Annotated in this window: 8 protein-coding genes; 7 read left to right on the plus strand and 1 reads right to left on the minus strand. The window is 53.9% G+C overall.

What is annotated here, in order from left to right; all coding sequences use genetic code 11:
• Positions 1-14: 14 nt before the first annotated feature.
• On the minus strand, positions 15-614 hold the full coding sequence (locus G6R38_RS23790; protein WP_166831282.1) for a metallophosphoesterase family protein: 600 nt from the start codon (positions 612-614) through the stop codon (positions 15-17).
• Positions 615-1,083: 469 nt separating this feature from the next.
• Here G6R38_RS23790 and dnaN point away from each other — a divergent pair, with 469 nt between their 5' ends.
• From dnaN to G6R38_RS23825, 7 genes are all read left to right on the plus strand, one after another.
• Complete coding sequence (gene dnaN / locus G6R38_RS23795) at positions 1,084-2,190, plus strand: DNA polymerase III subunit beta (protein ID WP_166831283.1); 1,107 nt, start codon at positions 1,084-1,086, stop codon at positions 2,188-2,190.
• A gap of 21 nt (positions 2,191-2,211) precedes the next feature.
• The gene (locus G6R38_RS23800; RefSeq protein WP_166831284.1) at positions 2,212-2,529 is read left to right on the plus strand and encodes a DciA family protein; all 318 of its coding nucleotides are present in this window, start codon (positions 2,212-2,214) and stop codon (positions 2,527-2,529) included.
• Positions 2,530-2,623: 94 nt separating this feature from the next.
• Positions 2,624-5,221 (plus strand): DNA gyrase subunit B, encoded by a 2,598-nt coding sequence (locus G6R38_RS23805; RefSeq protein ID WP_315852372.1) that lies wholly within the window; start codon positions 2,624-2,626, stop codon positions 5,219-5,221.
• 58 nt (positions 5,222-5,279) lie between these two features.
• Positions 5,280-6,104: an alpha/beta hydrolase gene (locus G6R38_RS23810; protein WP_166831285.1), complete on the plus strand. Its 825-nt coding sequence runs from the start codon at positions 5,280-5,282 to the stop codon at positions 6,102-6,104.
• 142 nt (positions 6,105-6,246) lie between these two features.
• On the plus strand, positions 6,247-8,175 hold the full coding sequence (locus G6R38_RS23815; RefSeq protein ID WP_166831286.1) for a sulfatase: 1,929 nt from the start codon (positions 6,247-6,249) through the stop codon (positions 8,173-8,175).
• Between the two features lie 57 nt (positions 8,176-8,232).
• Positions 8,233-9,639 (plus strand): arylsulfatase B, encoded by a 1,407-nt coding sequence (locus tag G6R38_RS23820; RefSeq protein WP_166831287.1) that lies wholly within the window; start codon positions 8,233-8,235, stop codon positions 9,637-9,639.
• Positions 9,640-10,062: 423 nt separating this feature from the next.
• Positions 10,063-18,333, plus strand: coding sequence for a beta strand repeat-containing protein (locus G6R38_RS23825; RefSeq protein WP_166831288.1), 8,271 nt, complete (start codon positions 10,063-10,065; stop codon positions 18,331-18,333).
• Positions 18,334-18,421 lie beyond the last annotated feature (88 nt).

An 18,421-nucleotide genomic window follows, 5' to 3' on the forward strand; every position in this document is an offset into this window, starting at 1 on the left:
GAAAGAACCGGAATCTATAACGTCCACTCCATCCCCGCGGATCCGGCGTTGACGACGGGAGTGGAGCCCAGAACCTCGGTTTGGCCGCCGCTGGCGTGAATGTGGCCACAGACAACCAATCGCGGCACGGTCCGTTCAATGCACTCCCGCACCGCTTGACTTCCCAAGTGTTGGCGTCGGGAAGACACATCGAGCACCCCGAACGGCGGGGAATGACTGATCAAGACCGCACCTTCAGGACACGACGCAAGGTATTCATGGGCTTGATCTTCGGTCAAGTCGTAACTCCAACTCCCGAACGGAGTCACCGGCACACCGCCGCCCAACCCGAAGAACGTCTGTTTGGCAATGGTAACGCTTGATCCGTGCAGTACGAACGTCTGCGGCCAACCTTCGCAGACGGTTTGAAGTTCCTCTGTCGTCTCGTTATTCCCCGCCACAAGAACCAACGGCGTGGCGGTCGATTTCAGCGGAGCCAAACACCGTTCCAACCCACGATGAGCATTGCAGAAATCGCCCGCCCCGATGATCACATCGAAGTTATCAGCACATGCGGCCAGCCGTTCGGCGGCGTCACGATCACTGTGCCAATCACTGAACAACCAGAGTTTCATCGCGAAATTTCACCGACGAGGAGTGTGTCTAACTTGTTGAAAACCGGTTCATTCGTGGATGAGTGTGTTTGAGAATTAACGAGCGACTGCCCGCGTTGTGGGAAACGTGGAAACTGTCGACACCTCCTCCACCACGCACCAACGCCAAACCAACAACTTATCCGCACGAAAATCTCACGAAACCATCATCGTAACATCTTGTCATTTCGGCAGTAACGGAAATAATTCCTTCGTGAATCCACAAAAAATGACGTCCCTAATAATAAGACTTCTATGAAATACTTTTTGAAGAGAGGAGAAGAATGTTGATTGTGCTTGTTGACCGGGGCATGAACCCGAATCTCCTGGGAGAATGGTAGTGCATTCTATGTTTTTTCAGTGAAATGCGGTATAATTCCCATTCGAAAATTTCCGATTTGAATCACTTGGCCCCACTTGTCGGCAACCAAGCCAGACCGGCTCCGAATCCATGAAACTGCACTTCCATCGTCCGTCCTTGATGACGGCATTTACGATCGTCAACACGGTTGTTCCTTCGCGGACGCCTCGTGAGATTCTCAAGAATGTCAAACTCCATGTTGCCGACGGTGTGGCGACGTTGATTGGAACCGACCAGGAAGTGGGAATTCGGTATCAGATTTCTGGCGTTGAGACGCAATCCGCCGGGGAGACACTGTTGCCGACGGCTCGGGTGTTGTCGATCCTGCGGGAGTTGCACGACGAGAGCGTGGACTTCGAAATCGAAGACGACAAGGTTTGGATTCGTTCCGGGCACAGTGAATTTCGTCTGTCCGCCGAAGACCCCGCCGAGTTTCCCACGGTGGCTGAGTTTGCGGAAGAGAAGTTCCATGTGGTCGATGGGAATGTCTTCAAGGAAGCGATTCGCCGAACGATCTTCGCCACCGATGTCGAGAGCACTCGGTATGCCCTGGGGGGCGTGTTGCTCGAGTTGGGCACCGACAGCATGGCTCTTGTTGCGACTGACAGTCGGCGATTGGCGTTGGTGAAAGTTCCGTGCAAATCGAACGGGGCCGACGATCCCGAAAACAACGCCCCGGTGGTTCCTCGGGCCGCGATGAGCTTGATCGAAAAGAGCATCGAGGAAGGAACCGAAGTTCAGTTGGCCGTTCATGCCAACGATGTGCTGATCAAGTGCGGCAACTCGACGATCTACAGCCGTCTGGTGGATGGACGTTTTCCGAAATACGCCGACGTCATTCCCAGCAGTCCCGAGCACTCAGTGGAACTCGTGACCGGCCCGTTCTACTCGGCGGTTCGGCAAGCTCAAATCGTGACGAATGAAGACAGTCGCGGTGTTGATTTCACTTTTAAAGACGGCACGCTAACGCTTAACAGTTCCGCCGCGGAGATCGGAACCTCGACGATCGAACTTCCCATCTCGTACGAGGAAGACGAACTGACCATCAAGTTCGATCCGCGATTCGTCGCCGAGTTCCTGCGTGTGTTGGAGCAGGAAAAACAAGTGAAGTGGGACCTGATCGACCCTGAAAGCCCCGCTGTCTTGCGGACCGACGACGAATACACCTACGTCATTATGCCGTTGTCACGAGACTGAACGAAGACCCGGGAGGGGTAGATGTCGAGTCCACGTCGTGAACCGCAACCGCTTGCCAAAGCACTTTCGGAATTGATCGCTGCCCGAGGGTTTGCCCGTGTTCGTGGGAAGACTCAACTTAATGAAATTTGGCGGGAAGTCGCCGGGGAGCACATCGCCGAATTCACGAAACCAATCGAAGTCAAACGCGGTGTGCTTCACGTTTCCGTTAGCAACTCCGCAATGCTCGGCGAACTCGTGTCGTTCCATCAGATGAATCTGTTAGCCGAACTCACGAGCAAACACGCGGACCTGAAAATCAAGAGTTTGAAGTTCAAGCTGAGCACAAAGACATCGTAAAAGAATCGCTGGATGCGTTGGCACGCATCGTGAGCCCAATACCATTTTCGAAGGTGCGTGACGACGCACTCGACGAAGTTCATAGGAATATGCCGTGAGTGAACCAATGGATTCGGATGCTTTGGAAGACGACAACGAGGATGTGAATCCGGAGGACATCAAGAAGATGTTGCCGGAGGATAAGTCCCTCGACGACTATGGTGCCGAGCAAATCAAAGCTCTGAAAGGGATTGAGGGGATCCGCACGCGGCCGGCGATGTACATTGGCGATGCCGGCACGAACGGGTTGCATCACTTGGTTTTTGAGGTCGTCGATAACAGTATCGACGAAGCCGTCAACGGCTATGCGACGACGATCAATGTTGTGATTCACAGCGACAACAGTGTGAGTGTGTCCGACGACGGTCGTGGAATTCCCGTGGGACCAATGGCGGGAATGGGCGGACGATCGGCGTTGGAAGTCGTGCTGACCGAAATCCACGCCGGTGGTAAGTTCGGCCGGGAAAGCGGCTACAAAATGGGCACCGGCGGTCTGCACGGTGTCGGGATTACGGCCGTCAACGCGGTGAGTGAATGGCTCGAAGCCGAAGTGCGTCGCGAAGGGCAAGTCTGGACGATGTCCTTTGCTTGCGGGGTGCTGACCGATCCACTCAAGAAACTCGGCAAGACCGATCAAACAGGAACGAAACTTACCTTCAAACCCGATGCCGACATCTTCAGCGACACCGTTTTCAGCTATGAAACGTTGCATCGACGATTGCAGGAACTGGCGTTTCTTTCGCCGGGCGTGCGAATCCACATCCGCGATGAACGTACGGAACAATCCGACGAGTTCCATTACGAAAATGGTCTCGTTGAGTTCGTGAAGTACCTCAACCGCGCGTCCACTCCCGATTACAACGATGTGATTGATATCCAAGGCGAAGGCGAGGGCACGAACGGCAAAGTCTTTGTGCATGTTGCGATCCAGCATAACGATACCTTTACCGAAAACGTGCGGGCGTTCGCGAACAACATCTACAACCGCGAAGGTGGTACGCACCTCTCCGGGTTCCGGGCGGCGATCACACGGACCATCAACAACTACGCCAAACAGAACAACTTGTTCAAAGATGTCTCCCCCAGCGGTGAGGATTTCCGCGAGGGATTGACGGCTGTTGTAACCGTGCGTGTGCCGGAGCCGAGTTTCGAATCGCAAACGAAAGTGAAGCTCGCTAATAGCGATGTCGAAGGGATTGTGGCCTCGCTTGTGGGCGAGAAGCTGTCAAAATACTTTGAAGAACACCCGCAAGTCGCGAAGTCGATTTGCACCAAAGGCGAACGTGCCGCCGAAGCCCGCGAAGCCGCCAAAAAAGCCCGCGAGATGGTCCGGGCGGAGAAGGGCACGACGACCGGTGGGCTTCCCGAAAAACTCCGCGACTGTCGCAATCATGATCTCGATGTGTCTGAACTGTACCTGGTGGAAGGTCAGTCGGCCGGTGGTTCGGCGGATACCGGTCGCGATTCCACCACGCAGGCGATTCTTCCGTTACGCGGGAAGATCTTGAACGTCGAAAAAGCCCAGATCGTCAAAATTCTCGGCAATGCCGAAGTTGCGGCCATGTTCAAGGCGATTGGTGTGCCTCCCGGTGCGGAGTTGGAAGACGTCGAAAAACGTCGGTACGGCAAAATCATTCTGATGACCGACGCCGACGTGGACGGCAGCCACATCCGCACGCTGCTATTGACGTTCATGTTCCGGCACATGCGAGAACTTGTTCGCAATGGTTGCATTTACATTGCCCAACCGCCGTTGTACCGCGTGCAACGCAAAAACCCGAAGAAGGGCGAACATCCTCGCTATGTGCAAACGCACGAGCAGATGATGAGCGAACTCATCGAGTTGGGAACTCGTGATAGTCGGCTAAAATACGAATCCGACGGCACGATCTTTGAAGGTGACCATTTCGAGAAAGTTGTTGGCTTGGTCAACGACTTGGAAGAGCCGTTCGAATTGCTGGAGCGTCGCGGAATCGAACTGCGATTCATCGTGCAAAATCATCTGTCTCCCGAAGGTCTGTTGCCAAGGTATCGCCTGTTCTTCGCCGGTGAGCAGCGGTACTTCTTTCACAAGGAACAATTGGAAGAGTTCCTTGAGTACCAAGAGAAAGAGCGGGGCAAGGAATTGCGTGTTGCGGACGACGAAGATCAAGCTCCAACCGACGCAGACGAATCGGCCGAAGCCAAACCCGAGGATGCGGAAGTCGAAGTCGAGTTGGCATTGCAAGTCGTCGACATGCACGAAGTTCGGCAGATCAATCAGACGCTGAAGAAACTCAAAGAGTATGGGATTAAAGCGGAGAACTTCCTGTCCGGCGTGAACCGTGCCGGCGAATCCGTGTTTCCATGGATTATTCAGCACGGCGAGAATGGCGAAGTCCTGCTAACGAGCTTGCGGGAACTCATCACGGAAATCCGCAAGCTGGGGGAAAAAGGGCTTTCTCTTACACGGTTTAAGGGGCTCGGTGAAATGGACCCCGAAGAATTGTGGGAAACCAGTATGGATGTTGAAAGCCGACTCCTGTTGCAAGTTACAATGGAAGACGCCGCTGCGGCCGATGAAATTTTCCGCGTGCTGATGGGCGACCATGTCGAACCGCGACGCGAATTCATCGAGAAACACGCCTTGGAAGTCAAAGACCTCGACGTGTAGCCCCGCCGGGGATCGCCAACCGCATCGATCCCGCATTACGCTTCAAACAGGAGTACCGATGCATTCTTCTGCACTTGGTTGCATGGCGATTGTGATTGTCACGCTGTGTTCCATTCCTGTGTCCGCGGAGGACAAGACCGTTCATGAAGGGATCTATTATGGTCCTGAAAACGGCACGGAATATCAAAAGGAACGCTGCCAACTCGACATCCATGTGCCAACGAATCAGCAGAAGTTTCCAGTGCTGATCTACTTTCACGGTGGTGGCATCGTCGGTGGCAGTCGTGGCGGTCCGGATTTGACGTCCCAAGGGGTGTGTCTCGTCGCACCGTCTTACCGACTAAGCCCAAAAGCGCAATGTCCGGACTATCTAAACGACGCTGCGGACGCCGTCGCCTGGACGTTCAAAAATATCGAGAAGTACGGCGGCGATCCGGACCGCATTTTTATCGGGGGAATGTCGGCCGGGAGTTACCTGGCGGCGATGATCACCATGGATAAGAGTTGGCTCGATAAGCGGGGAATCGACATCGATCGGATTGCTGGACTACTACCAATTAGCGGTCACATGATTACCCACTTCACCGTGCGAAAGGAGCGAGGCGTCTCCGCAAGCACGGGGCTATCGGACGAATTCGCCCCGCTCTACCATGTCCGAAAAACGCCGTTCCCTATCTTTATTCAATGCGGTGATGACGACTACCCCGGACGGCAGGAAGAAAACCGACTCTTTGTCGCGATGATGATCAAATACGCCAAGCAACCGGCAAGTGACATCATCTACAAAGAGTACCCTGGAACACATGGGACCTTCGGACGGGACAAGCAAAAACAAGAAGACTTCGCCCGGTTTATCCTCGAACGTTCCCAACTTGCAGAGTGATTACAATTTCTCAAATTTGATCCCTAAGCAGCAGACGCTCAAGAGCCCACTTGGGGCTTGATGAAATCCCTGAGCCGTCTGGGTATGATCGGTTGGTGAGAACTGTCGTTCGACACACCGATCATATCTAGAGTCGTCGCTCATGAAACAATTCTTCATTCTCTCGGTTTGGTCAATACAAGTTGCCACAGGCATCGTACAGGCGGAACATCCAAATGTTCTTCTTATTCTTGTCGATGACTTGAAGCCGACACTCGGATGCTATGGCGATCCGATCGCAAAAACCCCGAACATCGATCGACTAGCATCGTGGGGGATGCGTTTTGAAAACGCATACTGCAATCAAGCCGTCTGTGCACCGTCGCGTTTTACCTTGATGTTGGGTTCGCATTCGACATCAACCGGCTTGTACGGTTTGGGAAGTCAACTGCGAGAGACGATTCCGAACGCCGTCACGATGCCACAGTTCTTTGCCAAGCATGGCGGGTATCGAACTGAGTCGCTCGGCAAAGTTTTTCACATTGGACATGGGAACAATGGTGACCCAGAGTCCTTTCATGCCCCGCACTTCAAAGAAAAGGTGATTGAGTACGTCGATCCGGCTAGTACGGAAGGCGGAAAACTAACTCGTGAAGAGGCCTATTTTACCAATCAGAAACTCGGACAGATTCGATCTCTGCCACGCGGGGCAGCCTACGAGTCACCGGATGTTTCGGATATCGAATATGCCGATGGTCGAGTCGCAATGGAGACGATCAAGCGACTTCAATCTGCAAAGCGACGACGCGACAACGACGATACTCCGTTCTTCATCGCCGCAGGCTTCGCTCGGCCACACCTCCCGTTTAGTGTGCCCAAGAAATATTGGGACCTCTATGATCCGGCCATGTTGCCGTTACCTCAACATGAGGAACTTCCACAGGATGCACCGAAAGTTGCCGGGAAGCGGGGCGGTGAGATCACGAACTATAAACCGGTCCCAACCGATCGCAATGCGGTCTTCAGTGAGGAACTCAAACGAACACTCATTCATGGATACTATGCTAGCACGAGTTTTGTCGATACGCAGATTGGCAAGGTATTGGATGAACTGCAACGTTTAGAACTCACTGAAGATACAATTATTGTCCTTTGGGGTGATCATGGTTTTCACTTGGGTGACCTCGGTATTTGGACAAAGCATACGAACTATGAACAAGCCAATCGGATTCCGATTCTCATTGCTGCTCCTGGTGTTACGAAACGAGGGACTACGACTGGTCAGTTAGCGGAAAGTGTAGATATCTTTCCGACACTTGCAGAACTAGCCGGTCTCCCGAAACCAAAAAGGGTGCCGCAATCAATTGACGGTGTGAGCCTAGTTCCGGTCTTGAATGATCCCATGAAGAGAGTTCGCACCCATGCCTACCATGCCTATCCAAAACAAAAACTCGGACGCGCGATCCGAACAAAACGCTACCGTCTCGTCGAATGGCGGGACTGGGACGGTGCTGACGAGTCTGTTGAGTATGAACTCTACGACTACCAAACCGACCCGCATGAAACTCGCAATCACGCTAGCGAAGAGCCAGAGGTCGTTCAAAAGCTAGCGAAGATCCTCGCAACATACGCTAAACCGGTCAATCGAAACGTAAGTCGTGCAGATCAGGAACCGCCTAAGATCGCGAATCGTCCTGTCACGATCTCCGCGAAAGTTCAGGGTGCTCATAAGGATGGCGTTATTGTGGCGCAAGGAGGACGTGAACAGGGATATGCCGTCCATCTGTTGAATCGGCGACTTATCTTTGATGTTCGGGTCAATGGGGCCGTCACTCGACTCAAGTTCAAAGAGCCAGTGCCCAAGAGTTTCAACTTTGAGGCGAGGCTAACGGCCGATCGAATGTCGCTTTCAATCGATGGTAACCATCTTCAAGAAATGGATTCACCAGGGCTAATTCCGGTTCAACCGAAAGATGGCGTGAGTATTGGCCGCGATGATTTATCTGCCGCTGGAAACTATGAGTCGCCGAATACATTCGAGGGGAAAGTTAGTTACCTGAAAATCACGCCGGGTGGGAAGTCAGACAACTAAGTTTCAGCGCTAGTTATTGAAAGCCAATCAACGTCTCCCATATGAAGGTGACTAACAATGAATTGTTGCCGGCTACTTCCTCTATATTTTGTTCTGCTCAATGGAGTCGCATTGCTGGCATCTGAACCACCTAATATTGTGCATATCATCGTCGACGATTTGGGGTGGAACGATGTTGGTTTTCATAATCGCAAAATCAGTACGCCTGTGATCGATGAGTTGGCCAAAGAATCGGTTGTGCTGGAACGATTCTATGTGACACCGATTTGCTCTCCGACACGGGCGGGGGTGTTGACTGGTCGATATCCATTTCGTTTCGGGATTTGGGGCGGCGTTGTTTCCCCTGACAAACGTCACGGTTTACCACCAGCCGAGCAAACCACGCCGGAGTTACTTCAACAAGGCGGATATCAAAATCGTGGACTGTTCGGCAAATGGCATCTTGGTCTCAGCTCAACTCGATTCCATCCGCTCAAACATGGATTCACGCATTTTGTTGGGCACTATAACGGTGCAATTGACTACTTTAGTCGACATCGGCATGGAGAACTCGATTGGCATACGAACTATGAAAGTCGTATGGAAAAAGGATATTTAACCGACTTGATTGGCCGAGCTGCCGTGGAGTTTATTGATAACCAATCTAAGAGTTCACCGTTCTATATGTTTGTAGCCTTTAATGCTCCGCACTCGCCACTTCAAGCGAAACGAGCGGATTTGAATGACTATGGTTTCGTGCCGACGGCTGACTTGGCACCGAATACCGTGCGTCGTTTGGCTCGTCGGGAGAACGCACCGAGCTATGGCATGCGAGGCCGAGGAAACACCATCCGACAAACGTTCTCTGCGATGGTATCTGCTCTTGATCGGAATGTTGGTGACATCCTTGAAGCGTTGAATCGGAAAGAGTTCGCACAGAATACAATCGTTATCTTTCATAGTGATAACGGTGCCGACCCCAAGCATGGTGGGGATAATCAACCGTTACGAGGGAACAAGTTTACCACTTGGGAAGGCGGTGTTCGCGTGGTTGCCATGATCCGTTGGCCACGGAAAATTGCAGGCGGACGGACAGTCAAAACTGTTGCAAGTTATGTGGACTTGTTACCCACACTTCTCGCGGCTGCAGGTCAAGAGTTGCCAACGAATCTTGATGGTATCAATCTCTTGCCAATGCTGACGGATGACAGAAGCGTGGCGGAGCGTGTGATTCTGCTGGGAGATGATACGGCCGTCTCAAATCGATGGAAACTGAAAGCTGGTCAGTTCTATGATCTGCTCAATGATCCGACGGAGATCTCCCCGGTGACTGATCCACCGCTTGCGGTGTCTAGGCTTCTTCGAACCGAACTGGCAAGGTTCACTGATTTCGTCGGCCCGAAGACGGAAACATCATTGCCGTTGCCAAAACAATGGCCGCCACGCGAATGGAAGCTTCCCGAAGAACCTCGATCGAAAAACTAGATCCAATCTGGTGTGGAGTTCTTGCAGAAGAACAGGTCTGCAACGCACCTCTCCTTGGTTTTTGCTCCTGAATCATTTCTCTGTTAGTGAGAATACTGATACTGCAAGCAGGCTGAGCAGGGTTTCTAGTAATCAATACGCGGTTAGGTAGGTAGAGATACTGTGTGGTGGCTTATACTGCTTGATCCCACGGTGTCTGGTGTTTGAAGATTTCTTGAGCATGCATTTTGACACCTTGCAAGGGCTTCGCAGGCTGCTTAGTTTGAACGGGTTCCCTTTTCTTTCCTAGCCCATTCTCCGAGTTGCGCTCGACTTGGATATCCGTGGCGATAGGCGTCTATCCACACGGGGATCTTTTCGGAGTATTGCTCAGATGCTGGCTGGACGGTCTTAATCTTTCGATGATTCAAAGGTGGAGAGTCAATGGTCATTCAGAATTGGTTGAATCCACTGCGTTGGCGATCACATGGACGGAAACTCGTTAACTCACGGCATCGCCGTCGTCGGGAGAGCGTGTTTCATGCGAACGAGAAGGCCGACATCCGGTTAGTGGAGGCGTTGGAAGACCGCACACTGTTGACCGTCGACGTGTCTGGCATCATCGATGTGGATACCGTTTGGAATGATCCGATGGGGTATCGACTGACGGGTGATGTCATTGTTCAAGATGGCGCGACGCTAACGATTGCCAATGGCGTCACCGTTTCCGCAAGCTCAGCGAGCAACGAGTTGTTTATCGGCAGTGGTAGCGCCGGGGGGCGTATCGATGCCGATGGTGTGACTTTCACGGCCGATGTGGTCTTAAGGAGCGATGCCGGTTTGATTCAGCCGAATGCGCTCGCCAACAACACGTTTCAAGCGGATCTGATCGTCCAAGACGATAACCCGAGCACCACGAATCTCACCGGAAATACATTTCAAGCGGATCCGACTGTGCATCCGGAAGCGATTCCGGTCTTGGCTGGCAATACCTTTGACGCGGGAACGACCGTCAACGTCAGCGGTGGAACCGTCAATGTCGACACCACTTGGCCGCTTCTCACGAATGTGGTGGCGTATTCGCTTGCGGGCGATGTCTTGGTGAGCGGGGGAGCGGAGTTGACAGTTGCGACGGGGAATCGAGTCGATCAGGCGAATACCTCGCAAGAATTCTTCATCTCGAACGATGGTTCCGGAGCCGGGTTGAACGCCAATGGCGTCACGTTCACCGCCGATGCGTTCTTTGAACCGTCCGCGACGGGAGTTTTGACTTCGAACACCATCATTGGTGACTTTCAATTCGAAGGTGATAGCACCACCGGGTTGAATGTTAGTAACAATGATTTCCAAGGCGTCGTGTCGGTTCATCCGGAGTTCGTTCCCTTGATTGCGGGGAATACATTCGCCAGTGGGACGACGTTGACGGTGCAAGGCGGAACGGTCGATACGGACACCACCTGGCCGGTGATTCCGAACGTTGTGGCTTATCACTTGTTCGATAGCGTGTTCGTGAGCAACTCGTCGACGCTGACGATTGCATCCGGCAACCAGGTGACTCAACGGGACTCAAACCGGAATTTCATTGTTTCAAACGATAGTTCCGGTGCGGGTCTTGTTGCGGACAATGTAACGTTAGGAGCGGGGGCTTTACTGAGAGCGTCGGCAACGGGTTCGCTGACGAACAACACGATCGTGGCGGTCTACTCCTTTGAAGATGGTAGCACATCCGGGCTCACAGTCAGTGGAAACGACTTCCAGACGGCTCCGTCGGTTCATCCGGAATTCATCCCCTTGATTACGGGGAATACATTCGCCAGCGGGACGACGTTGACGGTGCAAGGTGGGACGGTCGATACGGATATCACTTGGCCCGTGATTCCGAATGTTGTGGCTTACCACTTGTTCGATAGCGTGTTCGTGAGTAATTCGGCAACGCTGACGATTGCGTCCGGCAACCAGGTGACTCAACGGGACTCAAACCGGAATTTCATTGTTTCAAACGATAGTTCCGGTGCGGGTCTTGTTGCGGATGGTGTGACGTTGGGAGCGGGGGCTTTGCTGCGATTGTCGGCAACGGGTTCGCTGACGAACAACACAATCGTGGGGTTTTACTCTTTCGAGGGCGACAATTCTTCACTGCTCACGGTTAGTGGGAATGATTTCCAGACGGCCCCGTCGGTTCATCCCGAGTTCATCCCAAACATGCCGGGGAATACGTTTGCCAACGGCACAACGCTATCCGTGCAAGGTGCGACGGTCGATGTCGACACCACTTGGCCGGTGATTCCCAATGTCGTGGCTTACAGCTTGTTCGATAGCGTGTTCGTGAGCAACTCGTCGACGCTGACGATTGCCTCGGGCAACCAGGTGAATCAACGAGACACAAACCGGAATTTCATTGTCTCGAACGATGGCTCCGGAGCGGGTCTCGTTGCAGACGGTGTCATGCTGGGTGCAGGGGCTTTGCTGCGAGCGTCGGCAACGGGTTCGCTGACGAACAACAACATTTTGGGCGTCTACTCCTTCGAAGGTGATAGCACATCCGAGCTAACGGTCAGTGGGAATGACTTCCAGACGGCTCCGTCGGCGCATCCCGAGTTCATCCCGAATCTATCAGGGAACACGTTTGCCAATGGCACAACGTTAATCGTGCAAGGCGCAACGGTCGATGTCGACACCATGTGGCCGGTGATTCCGAATGTTGTGTCCTATCAATTGTTTAATAGCGTGTTTGTGAGCAACTCGGCGACGCTGACGATTGCCTCGGGCAACCAGGTGAATCAACGGGACACAAGTCGAAACTTTATTGTCTCGAACGACAGTTCCGGAGCCGGTTTGAATGCCAATGGGGTGACGTTCGCCGTGGGAATCTTTTTCAATGGCGGTGCGGCGGGTTCGTTGTCGTTCAATCGGTTTGTTCGTCCGATTTCGATTCATGGCACCACGACTGCGTCCATCCATTGCAACGATTTCTCCGCCGGGACTGCCACTGTGGAAGCCGTTGCGAATACGGGTAGCGGTCCGCTCGACTTCACAGACAACTGGTGGGGCACGACGATCGCGTCCCAAATTGAAGATCAGATTTTTCATAACGCCGATGCGAGTAACCGGCCGGTTGTGGTGTATGAACCCTTTTTGAACGCCACGCCGCAAAGCATTTCGGTGGGTGTGTCGCCAGCGGTTGTGGACGAAGACGGTTCTACGAATCTGGTGTTCACATTTACTCGCAGCGGGTCGATCGACCAAGCTCTGGACGTGGATTTCGATGCCCTGGGTACCGCCGTTCCGGGTGTCGATTACATTTTGAACGGTGCGACCACCTTCGATGGCAACACGAGCGGTACCGTCACATTTGCAGCTGGAAGCGACACCGCGGTTCTGACGGCCGATCCAATTGACGATGGTCTTTTCGAAGGCAGCCGAACGGTGCGGATCGTTGTGTTCGCTGCCGATGAATATAAAGTCGGTTTCAATGACCAAGCGACGGGAACGATTCTCGAAGACGAAAATCAGGTGACGATTTCGGTTTCGCCGAACAGCATTGCGGAGGATGCGCCCGGCAATTTGGTCTACACGTTCACACGCAGCGGTTCCACGGATTCCGCGTTGACCGTCGGTTTCAGTACGAACGGATCGACGGCGAGTTCCGGGGCGGATTATTCTTTGTTGAACGCAACGAGTTTCAACGGTTCGATGGGAACCGTGACGTTCGGTGTTGGGGTCAGTCAGGCCACGGTGCTTGTCGATCCGTTGGCCGACTCCGAGAGTGAGCCCGATGAAACCGTCGCATTCACGTTACTCGCCGGAGCCGGCTACGTCATTGGTTCACCGAACACCGCAACCGGGACCATCACGAACGTTGAGCCAACGGTGAGTGTCGCGGTTTCGCCATCGGAAGTTGCGGAAGACGGACCTGGCAACCTGACCTACACCTTCACCCGTGCGGGCGACACCACCGGCGCGTTGACGATCGCATTCAGTGTGCTGGGTGATGCGGTCTTCAATAGCGACTACACACAAACCGGAGCCGACACCTTCAACACCAACTCTGGTACGGTGACCATTCCCGATGGCGATTCGTCCGTCACCGTGACGATTAATCCCATTGCCGATACCTCTATCGAAGCGGACGAAACCGTTCAGTTGAGCATCACGTCTGCTCCCGGATACGACATTGGCACGCCTTCCACGGCGACCGCGACGATTCTCGATGACGATACACGAGTCACTGTCAATGTTTCGCCCACCGCTGTTGCCGAGAACGGCGGAACGAATCTGGTCTACACCTTCACCCGCGTCGGCGTTGTTGATGCTCCGTTGACGGTCGATTTCAACTACACCGGCACCGCAACGGCAGGTGTTGATTTTGCACCGAGCGGCGCGGATGTCTTCAACGGTGGCAGTGGGCAAATCACATTTGCCGGCGGTAGTAGCACTGCCGTTCTCACAGTCACACCGATTGACGACAACCTTCTCGAGCCCGATGAAACTTTGCAAATTTCCGTTCTCAATGGAGCCGGGTACACGGTCGGCACTCCCGCGATGGTCGTCGGGACAATCACAAACGACGACTCCGAAATCAGTGTATCGGTTTCACCAGCATCGGTTCTCGAGGACGGTTCGCAGGATCTGATCTACACGTTCACCCGCATCGGTGCGTTGAACTCTGCGTTGACGGTGGATTTCGCCGTCAGTGGGAATGCGGTCTTCAATACCGACTACACACAAGTTGGCGGCGCGAGTTTCAATGCAGGCAGTGGGAGTGTGAACTTCGGTGCGGGAAGTTCGATCGCGACCGTGGTCATCACACCCACGACGGACATTTCTTTCGAGCCCGATGAAACCGTGCAGCTACTGTTGCAATCCGGGACAGGGTATTCGTTGGGATCTCCGAGCGTAGCCACCGGGACGATCGAAAATGACGATCAAGTCATCAGTGCGACGGTTTCGATTAACGACGTCACTCGTTCGGAAGACAACGGCCCAGCGGTCTTCACAGTTTCGTTGGACCAAGCGGTCGATGTCGACGTCAACATTGACTTTAGCACTTTAGCCGATACCGCAGACTCGCTCGACTACACCGCCGCAACCGACACCGTCACCATTCCTGCGGGTCAAATATCGACCACGATTTCTGTCGATATCACCGCTGATGTCATCATCGAAGCTAATGAACAATTCTTCGTGCAGCTCTCCAATGTGCAAGCGAGTGGTCGTGATGTCACGATTGCTGATGGTCAAGGCGTGGGCACGATCTTCAACGACGACGGTACCGTTTCCGTTTCGATCGGCAACACCGCCCGTGCCGAAGACAATGGTTCGATGACATTCACTGTCTCCCTCAACCAACCCTCGGCTCAGGAAGTGGCTGTCGACTTCAATACCGAATTCGATACCGCCGGGGCCGCGGACTTCACGCCCTCCTCGGGAACGGTCACGATTCCGGCCGGCGCTACCACGGCCACCATCAACGTCCCGATCACGAGTGACGCAGTTGTGGAACTCGACGAACAGTTCTTTGTTCAAATCTCGAACGCTCAGACCGGCGGTCAAGCAGTGCCGATCACGAGCAACCGGGGCACAGGGCTGATCATCAACGACGATAGCAGCGAGGTGTCGGTTGGCGACGTGACACAACCAGAAGGTGATCAGCCGTTGGTGTTCACCGTTTCCCTCACGCAGCCATTCGATGTGAATGTGATGGTGGACTTTGTGGTAACCGACGAAACAAGCGGTTCCGGCGGGGGTGCCGGATTTGGCGGTTCGCTGTCGGAACTCAATGCGTTCTCGCAATTGCAACTGGTGAATGGAATGGTCGCGGGCACGGTCACGATTCCCGCCGGATTCACCTCGGCAACGGTCGAAGTCGATGTCCCACGCGACAACGTCGTGACCCTGCAGAAGAGTTTCAAAATCAAATTGGGGGATATTGACACCGGGAATCGCAATGGGTTTGTTATCGACGACGAAGCAATTGGAACCGTGACGAACGTCGATGTCGGTTCGCTGACGATCAACGATGTAGCCGTCGATGAGAATGCCGCCGAGTTGGTGTTCACCGTTTCCCTGAATGCCCCGGTGGACGTCGATCTTTCGGTCGACTACGCCACGCAAACCGATTCGGCGGGGGCGAATGATTTCACATTGGCACCGGGAACTTTGGTCATTCCGGCGGGAAGCACCAGCGTCGTCTTGGTGGTTCCGATCACCGAAGACAACATCGTGGAATTGGATGAGCAGTTCTTCATCAACCTGAGCAATCTGCAAACCGCCGGTCGTCAAGTGAACCTCGACGGCATGCAGGGACTCGCCACGATCCGCGACGATGATGCGGCTACGCTGTCGATCAGTGGTGTCTCGCAGGACGAGAATTCCGGACCGATGACGTTCACCGTCTCGCTTGATAATCCCGTGGACCAAGCCGTGTCTGTCTCGGTCGCTACCGCTACCGATTCAGCAGACGCCAGCGACTTCACCGCGATTGATCGTCAAGTCGTGATTCCATCAGGGAGTTTGACTGCCACATTCAACATCAATGTGCTAGGCGATGAAGTGGTCGAACTTGATGAAGAGTTCTTGATCAATCTCGGCAATCTCAATGCGGGTAGTCGCAATGTCGGCTTGGGAGTGGCTCAAGTTTCCGGCGTGATTCGGAACGACGATTTTGCGAGTCTCTCGATCGGCGACGCAACGGGTTCGGAAGACGCAGGCATGCTGTCGTTCCCGGTAACGCTTAATCGGCCGTTGAATGTGGATGTCTCGGTCGACTTCGCCACCGTGGTCGACTCCGCCGGGTTGACGGATTACTCATCGCGGACCGGCACGCTCATTATTCCCGCCGGCACGACGTCCGCAATGGTCGATGTTACCCTCACGATGGACGGCAACAACGGGGAATTCGACGAGCAGTTCTTCGTGGACCTCAGCAATGTGAATAGCAGCGGACGCGGCGTCACACTCAACGATTCCCGAGCGACTGGCACCATTCTCGGCGATATCGATGCCGGACCAGCGGCGTTGTTGTCCATCGACGACGCCAGTCAAACCGAGAGCAACGGACCGATCACCTTCACCGTTTCGCTCGACAATGCCGTCGATCAAGATGTGACGGTCGACTTTGAAACCATCGCCGATACTGCCGACAACAGTGATTTCACAAGCCAAACGGGCACCGTCACGATTCCCGCCGGGGAAACGTCCGTCGTGTTGTCCATCAATCTCACTAGCGATGCGGTCGCCGAACTCGACGAACAGTTCTTCATCAATTTATCGAACATTCAACCGGGTTCCGCTGGCGTGCTGTTGGATGATGGTCAGGCGAGGGGCACCATTCTCGACGACGATTCCGCGACGATTTCGGTCAACAGTGTGGAGACGTTCGAAGGCAGTCAAGGAACCCGTCTGCTGGTCTTCACCGTAACGCTCGATGGCGATGTGGATTCCGAATTAACGGTCGATTTCGCAACCGTGGCTGGCACTGCCACCACCGACGATTTCGTATCACAAAGCGGGCAACTGACGTTCCTCGGCAGTTCCGGCCAAACGCAAACCGTGATTGTGGAAGTCAACGGTGACCTCGAATTCGAAGCCGACGAAAACTTCCAGTTCGCTCTCTCGAATATCGCCGCTGGTGGGCGAGACGTGACCAGCACCAACGGAACCGGCACGATTCTCAATGACGATCTTCGGGCCAGCCAAGCCGAAATCGTGAGCGAATCCATTCCGAACGGGTCCATCAACGGGACCTATCAAGAGGTGGTCAGTGGCAACTTCGACGGGGTACCGGGAAGAACGGACGACGCTGACGATCTGTTCTTTTGGGACCCGATCTCCGGTGCCAACCGGATTATCTTTGGTGACGGCCGATTGCAGAACAACCCGATTGCTCCCGGTTTCCTCAACGGGAACGATTTCACGGAAATCCTGGTCGGCAACTTCGACGATGGCGGTGGCGACGATTTCTTCTTCTGGAACCCACGCAGCGGACGCAACCGACTAATCCACAACACGGCTGGTGCCCAGGGGATCTCAACGACCATCGAAACCAATTTCATCCCAGCGAATGCAATCAACGGAAATGATTTTACAAGCATCGTCAGCGGGAATTTCGACGGGGGTGGGCCGGACGATTTGTTCTTCTGGAATCCCACAAATGGACGCAACCGTCTGGTTCACCTCGCCGCCATTCAACCGGGGATCGAGACCGATGGCTCCGTTTTCCAAACGAATCTGGTCGATACAACGTTAGTGAATGGGAATAGTTATCAAAACGTGCAAGTCGGCCAGTTCACAGGTGCCGAACCGGACCAATTGTTGTTCCTCAATTTGACCACTGGCGGGAATCGGCTTGTTACCTTCGCTATCGATACTCCGGGCGGCTTGACGAACTTTGGAGCGTTCCGCACCAACTTCGTGACCGACACGACGTTCAACGGAAACGACTTTGAACAGGTTGTTGTAGCGGACATCAACGGCGACGGTCTGGATGACGTATTCGCCTGGAACTCGCGGACCGGTCGGAATCGGATTGCCGTCTCCGACTTGAACTCAACAAACTCGCCAAGTGTAGTTTCCAACTTCATCACTCCGGGCGCGGTCAACGGGGATTTTGATCGTGTGGTGCGACTCCGCAATGAACTGTTCGGATCCGGTTTCGCGGACGAACTGTTCTTCTGGGATGATGCCGCCGGGCTCAACCGCATCGGATTCGCCTAAACCATCGGGCGGTCTCGGTCGCAATGACTCGCGGTCTTTCTTACAGTTCGTGAACATCGAGTTTTTGCGATCGTTCAGAAAGGCCGCC

It is taken from the genome of Thalassoroseus pseudoceratinae, from assembly GCF_011634775.1.
GTDB lineage: Bacteria > Planctomycetota > Planctomycetia > Planctomycetales > Planctomycetaceae > Thalassoroseus > Thalassoroseus pseudoceratinae.